17 protein-coding genes are annotated in these 16,788 nt (G+C 61.0%); 10 read left to right on the forward strand and 7 right to left on the reverse strand.

Annotation, left to right across the window (positions count from 1 at the left end; genetic code table 11):
* Window positions 1-13: 13 nt before the first annotated feature.
* The 5 genes from AC25BC_RS15085 (at window position 14) to AC25BC_RS15105 (ending at window position 4,947) form a co-directional block, all read left to right on the forward strand.
* Window positions 14-910, forward strand: a complete 897-nt coding sequence (locus AC25BC_RS15085) for a LysR family transcriptional regulator VtlR (RefSeq protein ID WP_003561253.1) — start codon at window positions 14-16, stop codon at window positions 908-910.
* 553 nt (window positions 911-1,463) lie between these two features.
* The gene (locus AC25BC_RS15090; RefSeq protein ID WP_012758406.1) at window positions 1,464-1,757 is read left to right on the forward strand and encodes an ArsR/SmtB family transcription factor; all 294 of its coding nucleotides are present in this window, start codon (window positions 1,464-1,466) and stop codon (window positions 1,755-1,757) included.
* 1 nt (window position 1,758) lies between these two features.
* Window positions 1,759-2,925, forward strand: coding sequence for an MFS transporter (locus AC25BC_RS15095; RefSeq protein WP_012758407.1), 1,167 nt, complete (start codon window positions 1,759-1,761; stop codon window positions 2,923-2,925).
* Between the two features lie 25 nt (window positions 2,926-2,950).
* Complete coding sequence (locus tag AC25BC_RS15100; protein ID WP_012758408.1) at window positions 2,951-4,075, forward strand: alkene reductase; 1,125 nt, start codon at window positions 2,951-2,953, stop codon at window positions 4,073-4,075.
* Window positions 4,076-4,146: 71 nt separating this feature from the next.
* Window positions 4,147-4,947, forward strand: a complete 801-nt coding sequence (locus AC25BC_RS15105) for an aminoglycoside phosphotransferase family protein (protein WP_128438211.1) — start codon at window positions 4,147-4,149, stop codon at window positions 4,945-4,947.
* Here the strand turns inward: AC25BC_RS15105 and AC25BC_RS15110 are convergent.
* Window positions 4,944-5,966 (reverse strand): NAD(P)H-binding protein, encoded by a 1,023-nt coding sequence (locus AC25BC_RS15110; RefSeq protein ID WP_012758410.1) that lies wholly within the window; start codon window positions 5,964-5,966, stop codon window positions 4,944-4,946. The genes AC25BC_RS15105 and AC25BC_RS15110 overlap by 4 nt on opposite strands.
* 94 nt (window positions 5,967-6,060) lie before the next feature.
* Here AC25BC_RS15110 and AC25BC_RS15115 point away from each other — a divergent pair, with 94 nt between their 5' ends.
* Window positions 6,061-6,960, forward strand: a complete 900-nt coding sequence (locus AC25BC_RS15115; protein WP_128438212.1) for a LysR family transcriptional regulator — start codon at window positions 6,061-6,063, stop codon at window positions 6,958-6,960.
* A gap of 108 nt (window positions 6,961-7,068) precedes the next feature.
* Complete coding sequence (locus AC25BC_RS15120; RefSeq protein WP_128405951.1) at window positions 7,069-7,584, forward strand: GrpB family protein; 516 nt, start codon at window positions 7,069-7,071, stop codon at window positions 7,582-7,584.
* Here the strand turns inward: AC25BC_RS15120 and AC25BC_RS15125 are convergent.
* Window positions 7,581-7,868 (reverse strand): DUF2188 domain-containing protein, encoded by a 288-nt coding sequence (locus AC25BC_RS15125; protein ID WP_012758413.1) that lies wholly within the window; start codon window positions 7,866-7,868, stop codon window positions 7,581-7,583. The genes AC25BC_RS15120 and AC25BC_RS15125 overlap by 4 nt on opposite strands.
* A 231-nt stretch (window positions 7,869-8,099) precedes the next feature.
* Between AC25BC_RS15125 and AC25BC_RS15130 the strand changes: the two genes are divergently transcribed.
* Entirely contained in the window at window positions 8,100-9,197 is a 1,098-nt protein-coding gene (locus tag AC25BC_RS15130; RefSeq protein ID WP_113545277.1) for a calcium:cation antiporter, read from the forward strand.
* 104 nt (window positions 9,198-9,301) lie between these two features.
* Here AC25BC_RS15130 and AC25BC_RS15135 read toward each other — a convergent pair whose 3' ends face one another.
* The 5 genes from AC25BC_RS15135 to AC25BC_RS15155 form a co-directional block, all read right to left on the reverse strand.
* Window positions 9,302-10,171, reverse strand: coding sequence for a 3-deoxy-manno-octulosonate cytidylyltransferase (locus AC25BC_RS15135; RefSeq protein WP_113545278.1), 870 nt, complete (start codon window positions 10,169-10,171; stop codon window positions 9,302-9,304).
* A gap of 46 nt (window positions 10,172-10,217) precedes the next feature.
* A complete protein-coding gene (locus AC25BC_RS15140; RefSeq protein ID WP_128438213.1) occupies window positions 10,218-11,120 on the reverse strand; it encodes a glycosyltransferase family 8 protein in 903 nt (300 codons plus the stop codon).
* Between the two features lie 182 nt (window positions 11,121-11,302).
* Entirely contained in the window at window positions 11,303-11,689 is a 387-nt protein-coding gene (locus AC25BC_RS15145; RefSeq protein WP_113545279.1) for a type II toxin-antitoxin system VapC family toxin, read from the reverse strand.
* 2 nt (window positions 11,690-11,691) lie between these two features.
* Window positions 11,692-11,952 carry a type II toxin-antitoxin system Phd/YefM family antitoxin gene (locus tag AC25BC_RS15150; protein WP_011652922.1) on the reverse strand — a complete coding sequence of 87 codons (261 nt, stop codon included), beginning with the start codon at window positions 11,950-11,952 and terminating at the stop codon, window positions 11,692-11,694.
* Window positions 11,953-12,052: 100 nt separating this feature from the next.
* The gene (locus AC25BC_RS15155; RefSeq protein WP_128438214.1) at window positions 12,053-13,255 is read right to left on the reverse strand and encodes a pyridoxal phosphate-dependent aminotransferase; all 1,203 of its coding nucleotides are present in this window, start codon (window positions 13,253-13,255) and stop codon (window positions 12,053-12,055) included.
* A gap of 384 nt (window positions 13,256-13,639) precedes the next feature.
* Between AC25BC_RS15155 and AC25BC_RS15160 the strand changes: the two genes are divergently transcribed.
* Both AC25BC_RS15160 and AC25BC_RS15165 read left to right on the forward strand, forming a co-directional pair.
* Window positions 13,640-16,015: a marine proteobacterial sortase target protein gene (locus AC25BC_RS15160; protein ID WP_128438215.1), complete on the forward strand. Its 2,376-nt coding sequence runs from the start codon at window positions 13,640-13,642 to the stop codon at window positions 16,013-16,015.
* The gene (locus AC25BC_RS15165) at window positions 16,005-16,778 is read left to right on the forward strand and encodes a class GN sortase (RefSeq protein ID WP_128438216.1); all 774 of its coding nucleotides are present in this window, start codon (window positions 16,005-16,007) and stop codon (window positions 16,776-16,778) included. The genes AC25BC_RS15160 and AC25BC_RS15165 overlap by 11 nt, the downstream gene beginning before the upstream one ends.
* Window positions 16,779-16,788 lie beyond the last annotated feature (10 nt).

A 16,788-nucleotide genomic window follows, 5' to 3' on the forward strand; every position in this document is an offset into this window, starting at 1 on the left:
GAGGGGTGGGGGAATGCCATTGGATTGGGACAAGCTGCGTATTTTTCACGCAGCTGCCGAGGCGGGTTCGTTCACGCATGCGGCGGATAAACTGCATCTGTCCCAATCCGCCATCAGCCGCCAGGTCAGCGCGCTGGAGCACGATGTCGGCACCAAGCTGTTTCACCGCCATGCGCGCGGCCTGATTCTGACAGAACAGGGCGAGTTGCTTTACCGCACCGCCCATGACGTGCTGCTGAAGCTCGAAACCGTGAAGATGCAGCTTACAGAAACGACGGAAACTCCGTCTGGCAAACTGCGCGTCACCACGACGGTCGGTCTCGGCCAGGGCTGGCTGACCGACAAGATCCAGGAATTCCTGCAGCTTTATCCCGATGTGCAGATCCAGCTGATCCTCGACAATGAGGAAGTGGATGTGAACATGCGTCATGCCGACTGCGCGATCCGCCTGCGCCAGCCGCAACAGTCCGACCTCATCCAGCGCAAGCTCTTCACCGTGCACATGCATGTCTATGCGGCCCCGTCCTACATCAACCGCCACGGCGAGCCGCAGAAGGTCGAGGATCTCGACAATCACCGCATCATCACTTTCGGTGAGCCGGCGCCGAGTTACCTGCTCGATGTCAACTGGCTTGAGGTCGCCGGCCGCTCGTCCGACAACAAGCGTATTCCGCATCTGCAGATCAACAGCCAGACCTCGATCAAGCGCGCCGCCCTGCTCGGCATCGGCGTCGCCTGCCTGCCGGATTACATCGTCGGCCGCGACCCCGGCCTGATTCAGCTGGCGATCAATGCCGACGTACCCTCCTTCGACACCTATTTCTGCTATCCCGACGAGATCAAGAACGCCGCCAAGCTGAAAGCCTTCCGCGATTTCATCGTCAGCAAGGCCAGAAACTGGAACTTTTAAGCTTGGTTTTATTGATGAATTGCCGACTATGCAGAACACGCATGACTGGCATGCACAAATGAGGGTTGCCGTTTGCCCATTAAACCACCATATCGCACATAGCTGATGCACATGGTGGCTTTTCCTCCCAGTTCCACCGCATTAGCTGTTCCCCTCTGGAGGTTTTTGACCTTCACACTTATAAGGGCCCTGGTTTTCCAGTGGCCCTCTTTTTTTGCCCTTGCTCCCTCGATAAATGCCGCACCGCAAAAAAATTGTGCGACGCATAGCAGACATGCACAAAAAAGCATTGAAACCTGCTCAAGGAAGCACCATATCTCTCTCAGCTGATGCATCTTGTGGTTTCTCTCCCAGTACCACCGCATTAGCTGTTCCCCTCTGGAGGTTTTTGACCTTCACAATTACAAGGGCCCTGGTTTTCCGGTGGCCCTCTTTTTTTGCCTAAAATTTGCGCACCCACTAAACACCGCAGCCTCACGCCTCCGTGATTTGCATATCGAAGGCTGACGATCGATATATCGGTCAGACACGATTTATAATTCGGCAAACGACGATGGACAAAGACGAAATTATTAAGGCGCTCGCCCATCCCGCCCGGATGGACATTCTCAACTGGCTGAAAAATCCCGAGGAGCATTTCCCCTCGCAGGAGCATCCTTTCGAAATGGGCGTCTGCGCCAGCCAGTTCGAGCGCTGCGGCCTGTCGCAGTCGACTGTCTCGGCCCATCTCGGCACGCTGCATCGCGCCGGCCTCGTCACCACCAAACGCGTCGGCCAGTGGATCTTTTACAAGCGCAACGAGGAAACCATCGCCGTCTTCCTCAAGCAACTGACGCAGGATCTTTAGAATGCCCCTCGCCCTCCTCGTTCTTGCCTTGAGCTCATTTGCGATAGGCACCACTGAATTCGTCATCATGGGTCTGTTGCCGGAGGTCGCCGCCGATCTCTCGGTCAGCATCCCGCAGGCCGGATGGCTGGTGACCGGTTATGCCCTGGCGGTCGCGATCGGCGCCCCTGTGATGGCGATTTCGACCGCGAAGTTGAAGCGCCGTACCGCCCTGATTGCGCTGATGGCCTTCTTCATCGCCGGCAACCTGCTGTGCGCTCTGGCGAGCGACTACTGGGTGCTGATGATCGCCCGTGTCGTGACAGCACTCTGCCACGGCGCCTTCTTCGGCATCGGCTCGGTGGTCGCCGCCGGCCTCGTCGCCGAAGACCGCAAGGCCCGAGCCGTCGCGCTGATGTTCACTGGCCTGACGCTCGCCAACGTTCTCGGCGTGCCGCTCGGCACCGCGATCGGTCAGGCCTATGGCTGGCGCGCCACCTTCGGCGTCGTCACCGTCATCGGTATCTTCACCATATCAGGCCTGATCGCCATCCTGCCCAGGGACAAGCAGCAAGAAAACGGCAGCATCCTGCGCGAGATTGCGGCACTCAGGAATGGCGGTCTGTGGTTAGCACTCTCCACCACCGTCTTCTTCGCCGCCTCTATGTTCACCCTCTTCACCTATATCGCGCCGCTGCTGCGCGACGTCACCGGCGTTTCGCCGGAAGGCGTCACCTGGACGCTGTTCCTGATCGGCCTCGGGCTGACCATCGGCAACCTCGTCGGCGGCAAGCTTGCCGATTGGCGGCTCGGCGCGACGCTAGCCGGGGTCTTTGCCGCGATCGCCATCACTTCGATCGCCTTCAGCTATACGAGCCGCTTCTTCATCCCGGCTGAAATCACCCTCTTCCTCTGGGCGATGGCAAGCTTTGCCGCCGTACCGGCGCTGCAAGTCGGCGTCGTCGGCTTCGGCAAGGACGCCCCGAACCTCGTCTCGACGATCAACATCGGCGCCTTCAACACCGGCAATGCGCTCGGCGCATGGGTGGGTGGCTTGGTCATCGACGCCGGCTTCGATCTGACCCGCGTTCCGCTCGCCGCGGCCTTGATGGCCCTGATCGGCCTCGGGGCGACGGCGCTCACCTATCTCTCCGCCAGGGGCCGGGCTGCCCTCGCCCCTGCCGAGTGATCCTCCCGCAAAAGAAAGGACCATCATGGCCAAGCTTTTCGAACCCACGAAAGTCGGCGACATATCCGTCAAGAACCGCATCGTCATGGCGCCACTCACCCGTAACCGCTCGCCGGGCGCAATCCCCAACGACCTCAACGTCGAATATTACCGCCAGCGCGCCACATCAGGCCTGATCATCACCGAAGCAACCGCGATCACCCATCAGGGCCAGGGTTATGCTAACGTGCCTGGTCTCTACAGCAAAGAGGCTCTCGACGGCTGGAAGCGCGTGACCGACGCCGTTCACGCAGCCGGCGGCAAGATCGTCGTCCAGATGTGGCATGTCGGCCGTATCTCGCACACGACGCTGCAGCCGAACGACGGCAAACCGGTTTCCTCGACCAACCGCATCGCCAAGGCCAAGACCTATCTGGTCAATGCCGACGGCACCGGCAGCTTTGCCGACACCTCCGAGCCGCGCGCGCTCGAAACCGCCGAAATCCCCGGCATCATCGAGGATTACCGCAAGGCTGCCCGGGCGGCGATCGACGCCGGCTTCGACGGTGTCGAGATCCACGGCGCCAACGGCTATCTGCTCGACCAGTTCATCCGCGACGGTATCAACGACCGCACAGACCAATATGGCGGCTCGATCGAAAATCGTACCCGTCTGACCTTCGAAGTCGTCGATGCCGTGGTCAAGGAAATCGGCGCCGGCCGCACTGCAATCCGCATCTCGCCGGTGACGCCATCAGGCGAAAGCTACGATTCCAATCCGCAAGCGACCTTCGCAAATGTCGTCGAAGGACTGGCCAAATACGATCTCGCCTATATCCATGTCATCGAAGGCCAGACCGGCGGCGACCGCGACTACAAGCAGGGCGACAATCCCGCCTTCGATTACAAAGCGCTGCGCCAGACCTATGAAAAGGCCGGCGGTAAGGCCGACTGGATGGTCAACAACGGCTACGATCGCAATCTGGCGATCGACGCCGTCGAAAGCGGTCGCGCCGATCTCGTCGCCTTCGGCAAGCCCTTCATCGCCAATCCCGATCTCGTCGAGCGCCTGGTACACAATCTGCCGCTCAACACGCCCGACCAGTCGACTTTCTATGGCGGCACCGGCAAGGGCTATATCGACTATCCCATTCTCGAAAAGGTCGCCTGACCTTCACGCGAACGCAAATCCCGCCGAAAGGCGGGATTTCCATCTTCGACGCGTTTTTGTAGGGTGCCGCCATGTTTGCTCCCTATCTTGATCGCTGGTCGCTGATATCAGACGGCGAGCCCATCATCACCCATTCCAGCCGCCTGCTGCCGGTCCTCTGGCAGGACAGACCTGCCATGCTGAAAGTGGCGGCCGATATCGACGAACGATACGGCGCGCTTCTGATGCAGTGGTGGGACGGTGACGGCGCAGCCTATGTCTATGCCCATGAAGGCGATGCCGTGCTGCTCGAAAGGGCGACGGGAAAACGCTCGCTGCTTGCCATGGCGATGAACGGCGCGGACGATGAGGCAAGCCGCATCCTCTGCCGCACCGCGGCCCGGCTGCATGCGCCGCGAGAAAAACCGCTTCCCGATCCCATCTCCCTTACCCGTTGGTTCCGTGATCTGGAGCCGGCAGCAGGCAAGCATGGCGGCACGCTTGCCGATTGCTCGGCGATAGCCAACGTCCTCCTTGCCGATCAGCGTGATCTCACCATCCTCCACGGCGACATCCACCACGACAATATCCTCGATTTCGAGGCGCGCGGCTGGCTGGCGATCGATCCCAAGCGGCTCCACGGCGAGCGAGGCTTCGATTTCGCCAATATCTTCGCCAACGAGGAACTGCCGACCATCACCGATCCCGCCCGTTTCCGCCACCAGCTCGCCGTCGTCTCGGCGGAGGCGAAGCTGGAGCCGAAGCGGCTTTTGCAATGGATCGCCGCCTATTCTGGCCTTTCCGCTGCCTGGTTCCTCGGCGATCCGAACATTCAGCAGGCCGAGACGGCGTTGACGGTCGCCCGGATCGCCCTGGCCGAACTTCAGACCTAACCCGCGCTCTCAGGCAACTGCCTGATCAAGGCAGCGGTCGTCTCGCGATGCAGTTCGGGCAGGCAGCCAAGCGCCACGAGCGAGGCCCGAACCGCCTCGTCGATCGGTGTCTGCGGTTCCCTGCCGAGTTCAGCCGTAAGCCTGGCGTTCCGCATCCGCAGCGGCACCTTCCAGAGATAGCGCATCTCCTTGATCTCCCGCATCACAGGAACGAAAGGAGCGGCAAACGGCACGATCCACCAGGGAAAGCCACCGATCTTCGCCTTGCCGCCGGCAATGCGCTTGATCGCTTCGGCCATCTGCATGCCATCCGCATCCCAGAAGCCCTCCATGTGATAGACGGCGAAGTCCGGCAGCAGATCGGCCCGCTCGATGAGCTGGGCGATGGTTTCCGCCATGTCTGGCAGGTAGGTCCATTGATGACCGACACCGCGCCGACCTGGGTTCCTGATCGTGCCGACCGGCTTGCCTGGGGTCACGAGGCCAGACGAAAACCAGCTATTGGCCGTCGTGCCTGGGCCGAAGAAATCCCCCGCCCTGACAATGATGACGCCGGCACCGGACTGTGACGCCGCCTTCAGCCGCTTCTCCATTTCGACCCGGATCGCCCCCTTCTTCGTTACCGGATGCTGCGGGCTTTCTTCCGTCGGCGCCGGCAGGGCGTCGGGACCGAAATTATAGACGTTGCCCGGCAGCACGATGCGCACGCCGACAGCGCGAGCAGCCGCGATGGTATTGTCGAGCATCGGCAGCACCAGTGTTTCCCAGTCGCGGTAGCCGGGCGGATTGACGGCATGGACGATCAGGCTGACGCCTTCGGCCGCCCTCAGGACGTCACCGGCATTCATCGCATCGCCCTGCACCCATTCGAACGCCGGCTCGCTCCTCGACGCCTTGGCGACGTCACGGTTGAGCGCCCGGATGCTCCAGCCGCGCGCAAGCAGCTTGCGGGCAACCGCGCTGCCGATACCGCCGGTCGCGCCGAGAACGAGGGCGGTCGTCTTCATTTCGCTGCTCATGATAATCATCTCCTTCGATCGGATGAGAGGATCATGCCATCAGAATGGCATAAACGAAATTGACGAAAGAAATGTATCTATTATACAAAAATATATGAGCGTGGAACCGAGCTGGGATTTCTACCGCAGTTTTCTGACCGTGCTTCAGCAGGGGTCGCTTTCGGCCGCCGCCCGCGAACTGGGGCTGACGCAGCCGACCATAGGCCGCCATGTCGATGCACTGGAACTGGCGATCGGCGCCGAACTCTTCACCCGCTCACCGAACGGCCTGCTGCCGACCGACGCCGCACTGGCGCTGAAGCCCTATGCCGAGACGCTGGCTGCAACCGCGGCCGCGCTTTTGCGTACCGCATCCGGCCAGCGCGAGCACGTGGCAGGAACGGTCAGGGTCAGCGCCAGCGAGGTCATCGCCGTCGAAGTGCTGCCGGCGATTCTCGGACCGCTACAGGAGACCTATCCCGAACTGCAGATCGAGCTCTCGGCATCCGATATGATCGAGGACCTGATGAATCGCGAGGCCGATATTGCCGTGCGCATGGCCGAACCGCAGCAGGCTGCACTCGTCGTGCGCCGCATCGGCGATATCCCCCTCGGCTTTCATGCTCATCGCCGCTATCTCGAACGACACGGCATTCCGCAAACCCTGGCTGACCTCACAAACCACCGGCTCATCGGCTTCGACCGGCAGACGGCCTATGTGCGCATGGCGATGAAACGCTATGCAGTGCCTGACATCAAATTCTCTTACCGGACCGACAGCAATCTTGCCCAACTCTCGGCGATCCGCGCCGGCGTCGGCATCGGTCTCTGCCAGATCGGACTTGCCCGGGGGAACCCTGACCTGGTGCACGTCCTGCCCGATGCCTTCGCCATTCCGCTCGGCACGTGGGTGGCGATGCATGAGAGCTTGAAGACTTCGCCGCGCTGCCGCGCCACTTTCGACGCGCTGGTCAAGGGCCTGCAGGACTATCATCGATATTCGACCAGTGCGTGACCGCGAAAATCGAAATCGATTTTCGGAAAGAATCATGCGCAAACTACAGAATAGCGGAGCGTTCTGAGCGCATCCTATCGGACGGGCGGCGCTCGAGCGGGACGGGAAATGAGAATACACAATCCGGTTGAACTCGTACCCAACGATCCGCAATGGCCGCAATCCTTCCGGCGAATCCGCAACAGGTTGCTGGCCTTGCTGCCGCAGGCGCTTTTCATCGATCACATCGGCAGCACATCCATACCGGGCATGATCGCCAAGCCGCTCATCGATATCGACATCGTTCTTCCCGGCCTCGAGCACATCGAGGACGCCACAGGCGTGCTTCTGGCCGAAGGCTACGAGCCACGCGGCAATCGCTATGACGACGAGGTCTGGGCGTTTCTATCGAAAGGTTCGGTGCCGGCAGAACGGGTCTACCTTTGCCCTTCCGGCAACGGCACGCATCGAAACAGGCTGGCTTTCCGGGATTATCTCATCGCACATCCACTGGCGGCGGCCGATTATGCCGCTCTCAAACGCAGACTGGCGGCCGAATTCCGGATGGACGGCGACGGCTATACTGCGCATAAGCGCGAATTCGTCGATGCGATCGTCGCACGGGCAGTGGCGGGAGATAGTTAGCTGCCGATGCCTTGCGAGGCCTCGGCCGGGCGATCCTTCCACTGGCCGTCCACCACCTCGGTTTCCGGCCTGTCGCCGCCTTCGGCATATTCCTCATGCCACTTGCCGTTCTCGTCCTGCCAACTGATCTCGGCGGAATCGCCGCCGACCTGCTGTTCGGCCGCGACGATGCGCGCAGCTTCAAGCGCGTCGGCATGGGTCGGGAATGCCTCGGAATAGACACCTCCCAGCCTGTAGGCCCAGCCGCCGTCATGCGGCACGACTTCGTAGACCACCTTGATCATGCATCCGTCTCCTCATCTTCTTGTTGCGCATTCGCACGCTTCCGGAAAAGATCCGGATCATCGCGGCCGCTTGACGAGAATTCGAGGACGCCGCGATCTGCTTTCCGGCCCCGATGAGGTTCAGTATTCCATTAAACGCCGAAGACTGCAAATGGCACTCGACCAGCACTTGCTTGATAGGCGAAATCAGTGACTTAGATAGAACGCATGAATCGGGACAGGAGCTAAGGCTTGAGGATCGCGTCACGCTTTAAAGAGGAAAAGTTTCTGGTCGCCGCACTTGTCGTTGCAGCGATCGCCTATCTCTTGGAACACGCGGTGATCGGGATGGGGCGCGGCGTCGCGCTGATTGCCGCCGCTGGCCTGGTCGGCACGATCGTGCTCGCCTCGATCCGCGTTGCCCATCATGCCGAGCTGATCGCCGTCAAGGTCGGCGATCCCTATGGCACGATGATCCTGACGCTCTCGGCCGTCGCCGTCGAAGTCATCATCCTCGCCATCATGATGAGCGGCGAAAGCTCGCCGACGCTGGTGCGCGACACGATCTATTCGGCCTTGATGCTGGATATCAACGGCATTCTCGGCCTGGCCGCCCTGCTCGGCGGTCTCAAGCACGGCGAACAGCCCTATAACGACAATTCCGGCAAGACCTATGGCGTGATGATCCTCACCGCCATGGGCATTTCGATGATCGTGCCGGAATTCGTGCCCAGCGACAAATGGCACTATTATTCCGCCTTCACCATCGTCGCAATGATCGCGCTTTATGGCCTCTTTCTGCGCATGCAGGTCGGCCAGCACAGCTATTTCTTCAGTTACAGCTATCCGCGCTCCGAACGGAAGAAAGAAAGTCCGGACGAGCATGGCCCCGACGAGTCGGCGGCGATCTCGATCGCCACCATTCTCGTCGGCGTCGTCATCATCGGCCTGCTCGCAGAGTTCATGGCCGCCTTCATGACCGAAGGCCTGCGCGACAGCGGTGCGCCGATCGCCGTCACCGCCGTGGTCGTCGCAGCGATTTCGGCCGCCCCCGAAATCCTGACCGCGTTGAGGGCGGCACTCAGGAACCGCATGCAGGCGACGGTCAATATCGCCATGGGCGCCTCGCTGTCGACGGTCATCCTGACGGTGCCCGTCATGGAGGTGATCGCGCTCTATACCGGCCAGCCCTTCATCATGGCGATGACCCCGGTACAGACGGTGATGGTGGCTATCACGCTGATTGCCGCGGCGATCAACCTCAACGACGGCGAGACCAACGCCATCGAGGGCATGACGCATTTCATCCTCTTCGCCACCTTCGTCATGCTGACCGCGCTGGGGCTTTGAAGGCTTCGTCTTCCCGACAGGGGACGGAGAGCAGTTATCCGCACGCGTAACGTCAACTCACAGAGCAGCCTGACAGCCCACCTTTTGAGGAGAGCTTTCGACAGTCATTCCTTCGACTTTTCGAGGAAACGCTGCTTGCGGGTTTTCGGCTTGAAGCGCCGGAAGAAACCCTCGATGGCGCGGATGGATTTGGTGACGGACATGAGCCTGTCGATCTGGCTATTTGCGTTGTGGAGCCGTTCCGACAGGACTTCGGCCGCCGTCATCGCGATCTCGATCGGCGGCACCTGTGGAAACCGTCTGGCAATTGCCGCATAGGGGCTGGCATCCACACCGCCCATCATCGATATCGTGCCCATCCGTGCAAAGAGACGCAGGAAAATCTGCTCGAACGTCCAGTCGTGCACGTCGAAGACCTTCCACTTCTCGCTCCTCTTCGCCGAAAAACCGGCAAGCAGGATCTTGCCCGGCAGTTGCAGCTCGGCGAGCCACAGCGCCACCGCAAAACCACTCGTCGCGATCTTGCCCACCGGATAGAGATCGACGAGCATTTTCGTCAGATCAAGGTGACGGGTTTCAGCGCCTTCGAAGCGGCCCTCCTCGCTGAAGTTTTCCTCCGGAGAGACTCGAATGTTGACGACGCCCAAAAAATCGTCGCCGGCAAAAAAGCGTAGGACTTCCGCCGCCTCGCGCCGGTGGACGATATTGGCGCCCATCACGCCGCTGCGGGCAAACAGCACCGCATGGCCGGCGAAGGGCTCGTCGAGCACCTTATAGACATTGTTGAAGAAGACGTAGAGCGCCGTCTCCGGCAATTCGCTTCGCAGCCGTTTGAAATCGACGGCCTCGCTGTTGGCCACCAGCACAATGTGGGAATAGTGCGACAACAGCGCTTTCCACGCCTCCGGCGTCGGAGAATTGAAGCCGCTATCCGAGGCGGCCATGGTCTGCGTGTCGCTGGGGATTGCTTCCATATCGGCTCACATGCACTTTCCAAGGACGATGCGCTCTGCCGCCCGACTAGCTGTTGCTGAAATAAGCGCGTGTTCGTGCCAGCCGCGCCAGCCCGCCGATCCGCTTTCCCAAATGCGAAAGGAACCCCGCCATCCGGCCCGTCATCGACGGCTGCCTGCAGAAGGAAGCCCACGGCGTATTGGCGAGATCCTCGACATAACGCTTGGCCATCCGGCGATGCACCCACGGCACAGTCGCCTGCCACGGTTTTTTCCGGCCGGTGAAATGGATGATCGCCGGCTGGCCGACGAAAGGCAGGAGGCCGGTCTGCGTGTTCCAGCGCGGGTCGAGCACCAGCCAGTCGCCATCGAAAGTGACGTTCAGCGCATCCTGGTCGTTATTCTCGAAAAGATACGACCGCTCCTCGAAAATCTCCCGTGTCCTGGCAAAAAGCCCCCTCGCCCGGCAGGCTGACCAGTCGAACAGCAGCACGCCGGCATTGAAATAACGACCACCCTCGCGCATGCCGATCTTCCGCTGCCGTGCACCGGCCTTCTCGGGAAAGGCCATGACATAATCGTCTATGGCGGCAAGCGCCTTGCCCTGCAAATCCATGGCGAAGAGGTCGTCGACCGGCGCAACCGCAAGCACATCGGCATCGAGATAGAGCAGCCGCTCGACATGATCGGGAATGTACAGATCCATGTAGAGCCGCGCCAGCGTCGCGCCCGACCAGCGGCCCCGCGCCTGCAGCGTATCCGGCGTATTGTAGGGCAGCACCTTGATTGTCATGCCGTGCAGACGCGCGAAATTTCTGACCTCGGCGATCTCGTTCGGCTTGAGGTCGATGCCGAGAAGCAGAAATTCCACCGCAGGACCTGAGAGATTGCGCTTGACGGAAAGCAGGGTGCAGCAGGCGGCCGGCAGCATGTTGACATCCGAACAGACGATGACGGCACTCTGCTGCAAAATCCCGGCCTCCCGAAGCGGCAACTTAGACTTAATGCCGGATATCTAGTTGGTTTGATGCCAACCCGCAACCGCAGATCACCCGCCGGACCGTCACTCTGCGTCACGTTTTGAATCGGAATTCAACGACTTGCGAGGCAAAGCGGATTCAGATGAGGAGCATATTGAATCGGAACGTGAACTTAGAGCCGCAGCGCCAATGGATGATCGACGAGCAGTCGGTCGACTGTCGCAAGCTGCAGTCCCTCGACCTTGCACTGAGCGAGCAGCAAGCGATCGAAGGGATCGCGCGTCTCCGGTTCGGGGTCGGCGGCGGTGATGACGTGCGCGATATCGATGGGCAGGATCGTCAGCCCCGTGCCCTGCAGGTAGGCTGGAATAACGTCCAGGGTTAGTCCCGGCTGCAACTTGCCAAGTCGTGTCTTGATCGCGATTTCCCAAAGGCTCGCGACGCTGACGAAACCTTTGGTCGTAGCGTGCAAAAGCACGCGTTGGACATCAGGAAAACGGTCGGTCAACTTTCGTTGGACGATTGCGATGATCATATGCGTGTCGAGTAGCACACGCATGATCACGGCAGCGGTTTGAGAAGAAAATCTTCCGGCAAAGGATCGTCGAAGTCGTCGGCGATATACATCTCCGTCCGCGTGATACCCTTGGAACGAAGATAGGCTTCGCCGGCCTCCAGGTTCAAACCGCCGCGTTTTTGATGCGGCACGAGATCGAACACCGGCCGACCGTTGCGTGTCACGACAATGGTTTCACCTTCCTCGACCTCACGGGCGAGTTCGGTCAGGCGGTTCTTCGCATCACGGATCGAAACGGTCTTCATGACGGAAAATGTAGCTACATGCAGCCACATCGTCAACGCCGCCAACAAAAAAGGCCCGCCGTCGCCGGCAGGCCTTCGATTGGTGTTTTTGAAAACCCGCTTACTTGCAGGCGCCGCAGAAGCGCTGGATGCGGCGGCAGGCTTCCTCGAGCTGCTCTTCCGAAGTCGCGTAGGAGATGCGGAAATTCGGGCCGAGACCGAAGGCCGAACCGTGAACGACGGCAACGCCTTCCGTTTCCAGAAGCTCGGAAACGAAATCCTCGTCCGTCTCGATGACCTTGCCCGACGGAGCCGTCTTGCCGATCAGGCCGGCGCAGGACGGATAGACATAGAAGGCGCCTTCCGGCACCGGGCAGACAATGCCCTTGGCCTGGTTCAGCATCGAAACGACGAGATCGCGACGGCCTTCGAAGATCTTCTTGTTCGCAGGTATGAAGTCCTGCGTGCCGTTCAGCGCTTCGACAGCCGCCCACTGGGCGATCGACGTCGCACCCGAGGTCTGCTGCCCCTGGATCATGTCCATGGCCTTGATGAGCTGGATCGGGCCGGCCGCATAGCCGATACGCCAACCGGTCATCGCATAGGCCTTGGAGACGCCATTCATCGTCAGCGTGCGGTCGTAGAGCTTCGGCTCGACTTCCACAGGCGTGACGAACTTGAAGTCGCCATAGGTCAGGTGCTCGTACATGTCGTCGGTTAACACCCAGACCTGCGGATGCTTCATCAGCACGTCCGTCAGCGCTTTCAGCTCGGCCTGCGTATAGGCCGCCCCCGTCGGGTTGGACGGCGAGTTGAAGATGAACCACTTGGTCTTCGGCGTGATCGCCTTTTCGAGATCGGACGCCTGGAGCTTGAAGTTATGCTCCTGGGTGGCCGAAACGAAAACCGGCGTGCCGCCGCACAGCGCCACCATCTCAGGATAGGAAACCCAGTAAGGCGCCGGGATGACGACTTCGTCGCCGGGGTTCAGCGTTGCCATGAAGGCGTTGAAAAGGATCTGCTTGCCGCCGGTGCCGACGATCGTCTGCTCCCAGGAATAGTCGAGGCCGTTCTCGCGCTTGAACTTGGCGGCGATCGCCTTGCGCAGCTCGGGAATGCCGGAAACCGGGGTATACTTCGTTTCGCCGCGGTTGATCGCGTCGATGGCGGCCGTCTTGATATTATCCGGCGTATCGAAATCCGGCTCACCCGCGCCGAGGCCGATGACGTCACGTCCTTTTGCTTTCAGCTCGCGCGCTTTCTGGGAGACGGCGATGGTGGCTGAAGGCTTCACACGGGAAAGAGCATCGGCAAGGAAAGCCATGATAACGGTCCTAATGGTTGAAACGGGCAGAAAGCCGGGACCGGAGTTCTGCGGTTAGCTCTATGTCCAATGTATGACGGCATTTCAAGCGGAAAGGCGTCATGATGGCATGATTCTTATTGATCGGTTCGCCGCGCCACCAGCCTGGCATGCCGTCCGCTTCGGAGAGGCTTGCGTCACGCGGTCGAAACGCCATGCGCAGATCTTGAATCAAACTCTGAAGCCATCCGGATTTATACCCTGAAATCAGTGGCATCGTCGAATTCGGCCATTGCCACGAATAAGCCGCAACAAATGCCGCGCCACGCCGCAATTCGGTCGCGAGCGCGCCGAGATCGAAGCCGCATCATCCGGCATCCGAAATTGGTTATTGAGGGTATGCCAATGTTTCTGGAAGATGAGTTTATCATAGGGCGCATTCGTGCGCGCCGAATTTCCGTTTCAGTCCTTGTTGCCGTCACCGCCTTTGCAGCCTGCATCGCCGCGATGCTGGCGCTTGCCTCCGCCGCCCGCGCCGCCGAGCCGCAGGCATCCGCACAGCTCGCAGCGCTTGTCCGGCCGAACGACGTCAATAGCGGCTCGCTGCTCTTTCCGTCGAAGGAGCCTGGCTTCTATGTCGAAGCGCCGCGGCTGAAGACCGATGTCGCCATCGATGTCTCCGGCCCGATCGCCAGGGTGAAGGTGACGCAGCGCTTCCAGAATCCGAGCCAGGGTTGGGTCGAAGGCACCTACGTCTTTCCGCTGCCGGACAATTCCGCCGTTGACGCGCTGAAAATGCAGATCGGCGAACGTTTCATCGAAGGCCAAATCAAGCCCCGCCAGGAAGCCCGCGAGATCTACGAGCAGGCCAAGGCCGAAGGCAAAAAGACGGCGTTGCTCGAACAGCAGCGGCCGAACATCTTCACCAACCAGGTCGCCAATATCGGTCCCGGCGAAACCATCGTCGTCCAGATCGAATACCAGCAGACCATCCACCAGTCGGGTGGCGAGTTCTCGCTGCGCTTCCCGATGGTCGTCGCCCCGCGGTACAATCCGGCGCCGATCGTCCAGACTGTCGAGTTCAACAACGGCGCCGGTTTTGCCACGCCGCGCGACCCGGTGGAAAACCGCGACAAGATCGCTGCCCCCGTGCTTGATCCGCGTGAGAACGCCAGGATCAATCCGGTTTCGCTGACCGTCGACCTCCGGGCTGGTTTCCCGCTCGGCGATGTCAAATCGTCCTTCCATGCGGTCGATATCAGCCAGGATGGCGACCAGGCGAGGACGATCAGCCTGAAGGCGGACACCGTTCCCGCCGACAAGGATTTCGAGCTCACCTGGAAGGCCGCCGCCGGCAAGATGCCGAGTGCCGGCCTCTTCCGCGAAGTGATTGATGGTAAGACCTATCTGCTTGCCTTCGTCACCCCGCCCACGGCCCCGGACACGGCAGTGCCGCCGGCAAAACGCGAGGTGGTCTTTGTCATCGACAATTCCGGCTCCATGTCCGGCCCGTCGATCGAGCAGGCCCGCCAGAGCCTGGCGCTTGCCATCTCCAAGCTGAACCCCGACGACCGCTTCAACGTCATCCGTTTCGACGATACGATGACTGACTATTTCAAGGGTCTCGTCACTGCCACCCCTGACAATCGCGAAAAGGCGATCGGCTATGTCAGAGGCCTGACCGCCGACGGCGGCACGGAAATGCTGCCTGCCTTGCAGGCTGCGCTGCGCAACCAGGGACCGGTCGCAAGCGGAGCGCTGCGCCAGGTCGTGTTCCTGACGGATGGCGCGATCGGCAACGAACAGCAGCTTTTCCAGGAAATCACCGCAAATCGCGGCGATGCCCGGGTCTTCACCGTCGGCATCGGTTCGGCGCCGAACACCTATTTCATGACCAAGGCCGCCGAGATGGGCCGCGGCACCTTCACGGCGATCGGCTCGACCGATCAGGTGGCAAGCCGCATGGGCGAGCTTTTCGCCAAGCTGCAGAACCCAGCCATGACCGATATCGCTGCCACCTTCGAAGGCATCAAAGCCGAAGATATCACGCCGAACCCGATGCCGGACCTCTATAGCGGTGAGCCCGTCGTGCTGACCGCGCAGTTGCCCGAGAACAATGCCGGCAAGCTGCAGATCATCGGCAAGACAGGCGACCAGCCCTGGCGCGTCGAGATGGATATCGCCAACGCCGCCGACGGCAGCGGCATTTCCAAGCTCTGGGCGCGCCGCAAGATCGACGATTTCGAGGCCCGCGCCTATGAGCGTCAGGATCCGGCCGCGCTCGACAAGGATATCGAGACGGTGGCGCTCGCCCATCACCTCGTCTCCCGCGTCACCAGCCTGGTCGCCGTCGATGTCACTCCGTCGCGCCCGGCCGATCAGCCGCTCGGCTCGGCCAAGCTGCCGCTCAACCTGCCGGATGGTTGGGACTTCGATAAAGTCTCCGGCGAAAACCCTGCCCCTCTTGGCGGCGCGGAGCGCCATGGCTCGGCTACGCCGGCAGGAAACGCCGGACCGGAGCAGGCCGAAACACAGGCACTTGTCGCCTCGCCTGAGATCGCAAACATGATGGCCGCAGCCCCGACTGCCAAGGCGGCCACCATGATCGCGCAGAAGAGCTCGACCGTGACCCTGCCGCAGACGGCGACGCGCGCCGACGAGCAGATCATCCGCGGGCTTACCATGCTGCTCCTGGCGCTGACGGCGGCAAGCGGTTTGGCCGTCTGGCGGCGTCGCCTCAAGCGCATTATCGCGGTCGGAGCCAAGCGAAATGGTCTCTAGACTCTCTGCAAGCCAGAACGAGGAGGCGGCCGAATTCGAGCCGCTTCCGACCTATCTGGAACTCGCCATGGCCGCCGCCACGGCCTATGACAGGCCGAAGCCTCGCAAGCGGAAGGGGTTCTTCCTCTGGCGTCTTTCCTCGATCGAAAAGACGATCGCCTTTGCCATCGCCGGCCTTGCCTTTTATGGCTTGGCACTGATCGGCGACGGTTTCCTGCTGAAGGCGAAAGCGGAGCTCTCCCAGATCCTACTGAAACGCGCCTTCGCCGCGGAGTTGCAGGGGAAGGAGACAAAACCCTGGCCCTGGGCGGATTTCACCACGGAGGCCAAGGTGCGCGCGCCGCGCCTCGGCAAGGAGGCGATCGTGCTCTCCGGCGCCTCTGGCGAGGCTCTGGCCTTCGGTCCGGCCTGGCTCGTCAACACCCCGCAGCCCGGCGAGGAAGGCACCTCCGTCATTGCCGCCCATCGCGACACGCATTTCCGCTGGCTGCAATACATAAAGCCCGGCGATACGATCGAGGTCACCCGCCGCGACGGAAAACTATTGACCTTCAAGGCCGGCGAGGGCCGCATCGCCCCGTGGGATGCCAACGGCATCGATCCCTCCTCCGATGGCCACCGCCTGGTGCTGACCACCTGCTGGCCCTTCAATGCCACCGAACGCGGGCCGCTACGCTACATCCTTGAGGCAGAATTGGTCGACGACCAGGCGACGGGCTCGGTTCAACCGGTAAACACAAAGCCGTTATTGCAGGTCGAATGAGGGTTGAAGC

This window comes from Rhizobium sp. WSM409 (genome assembly GCF_057653825.1).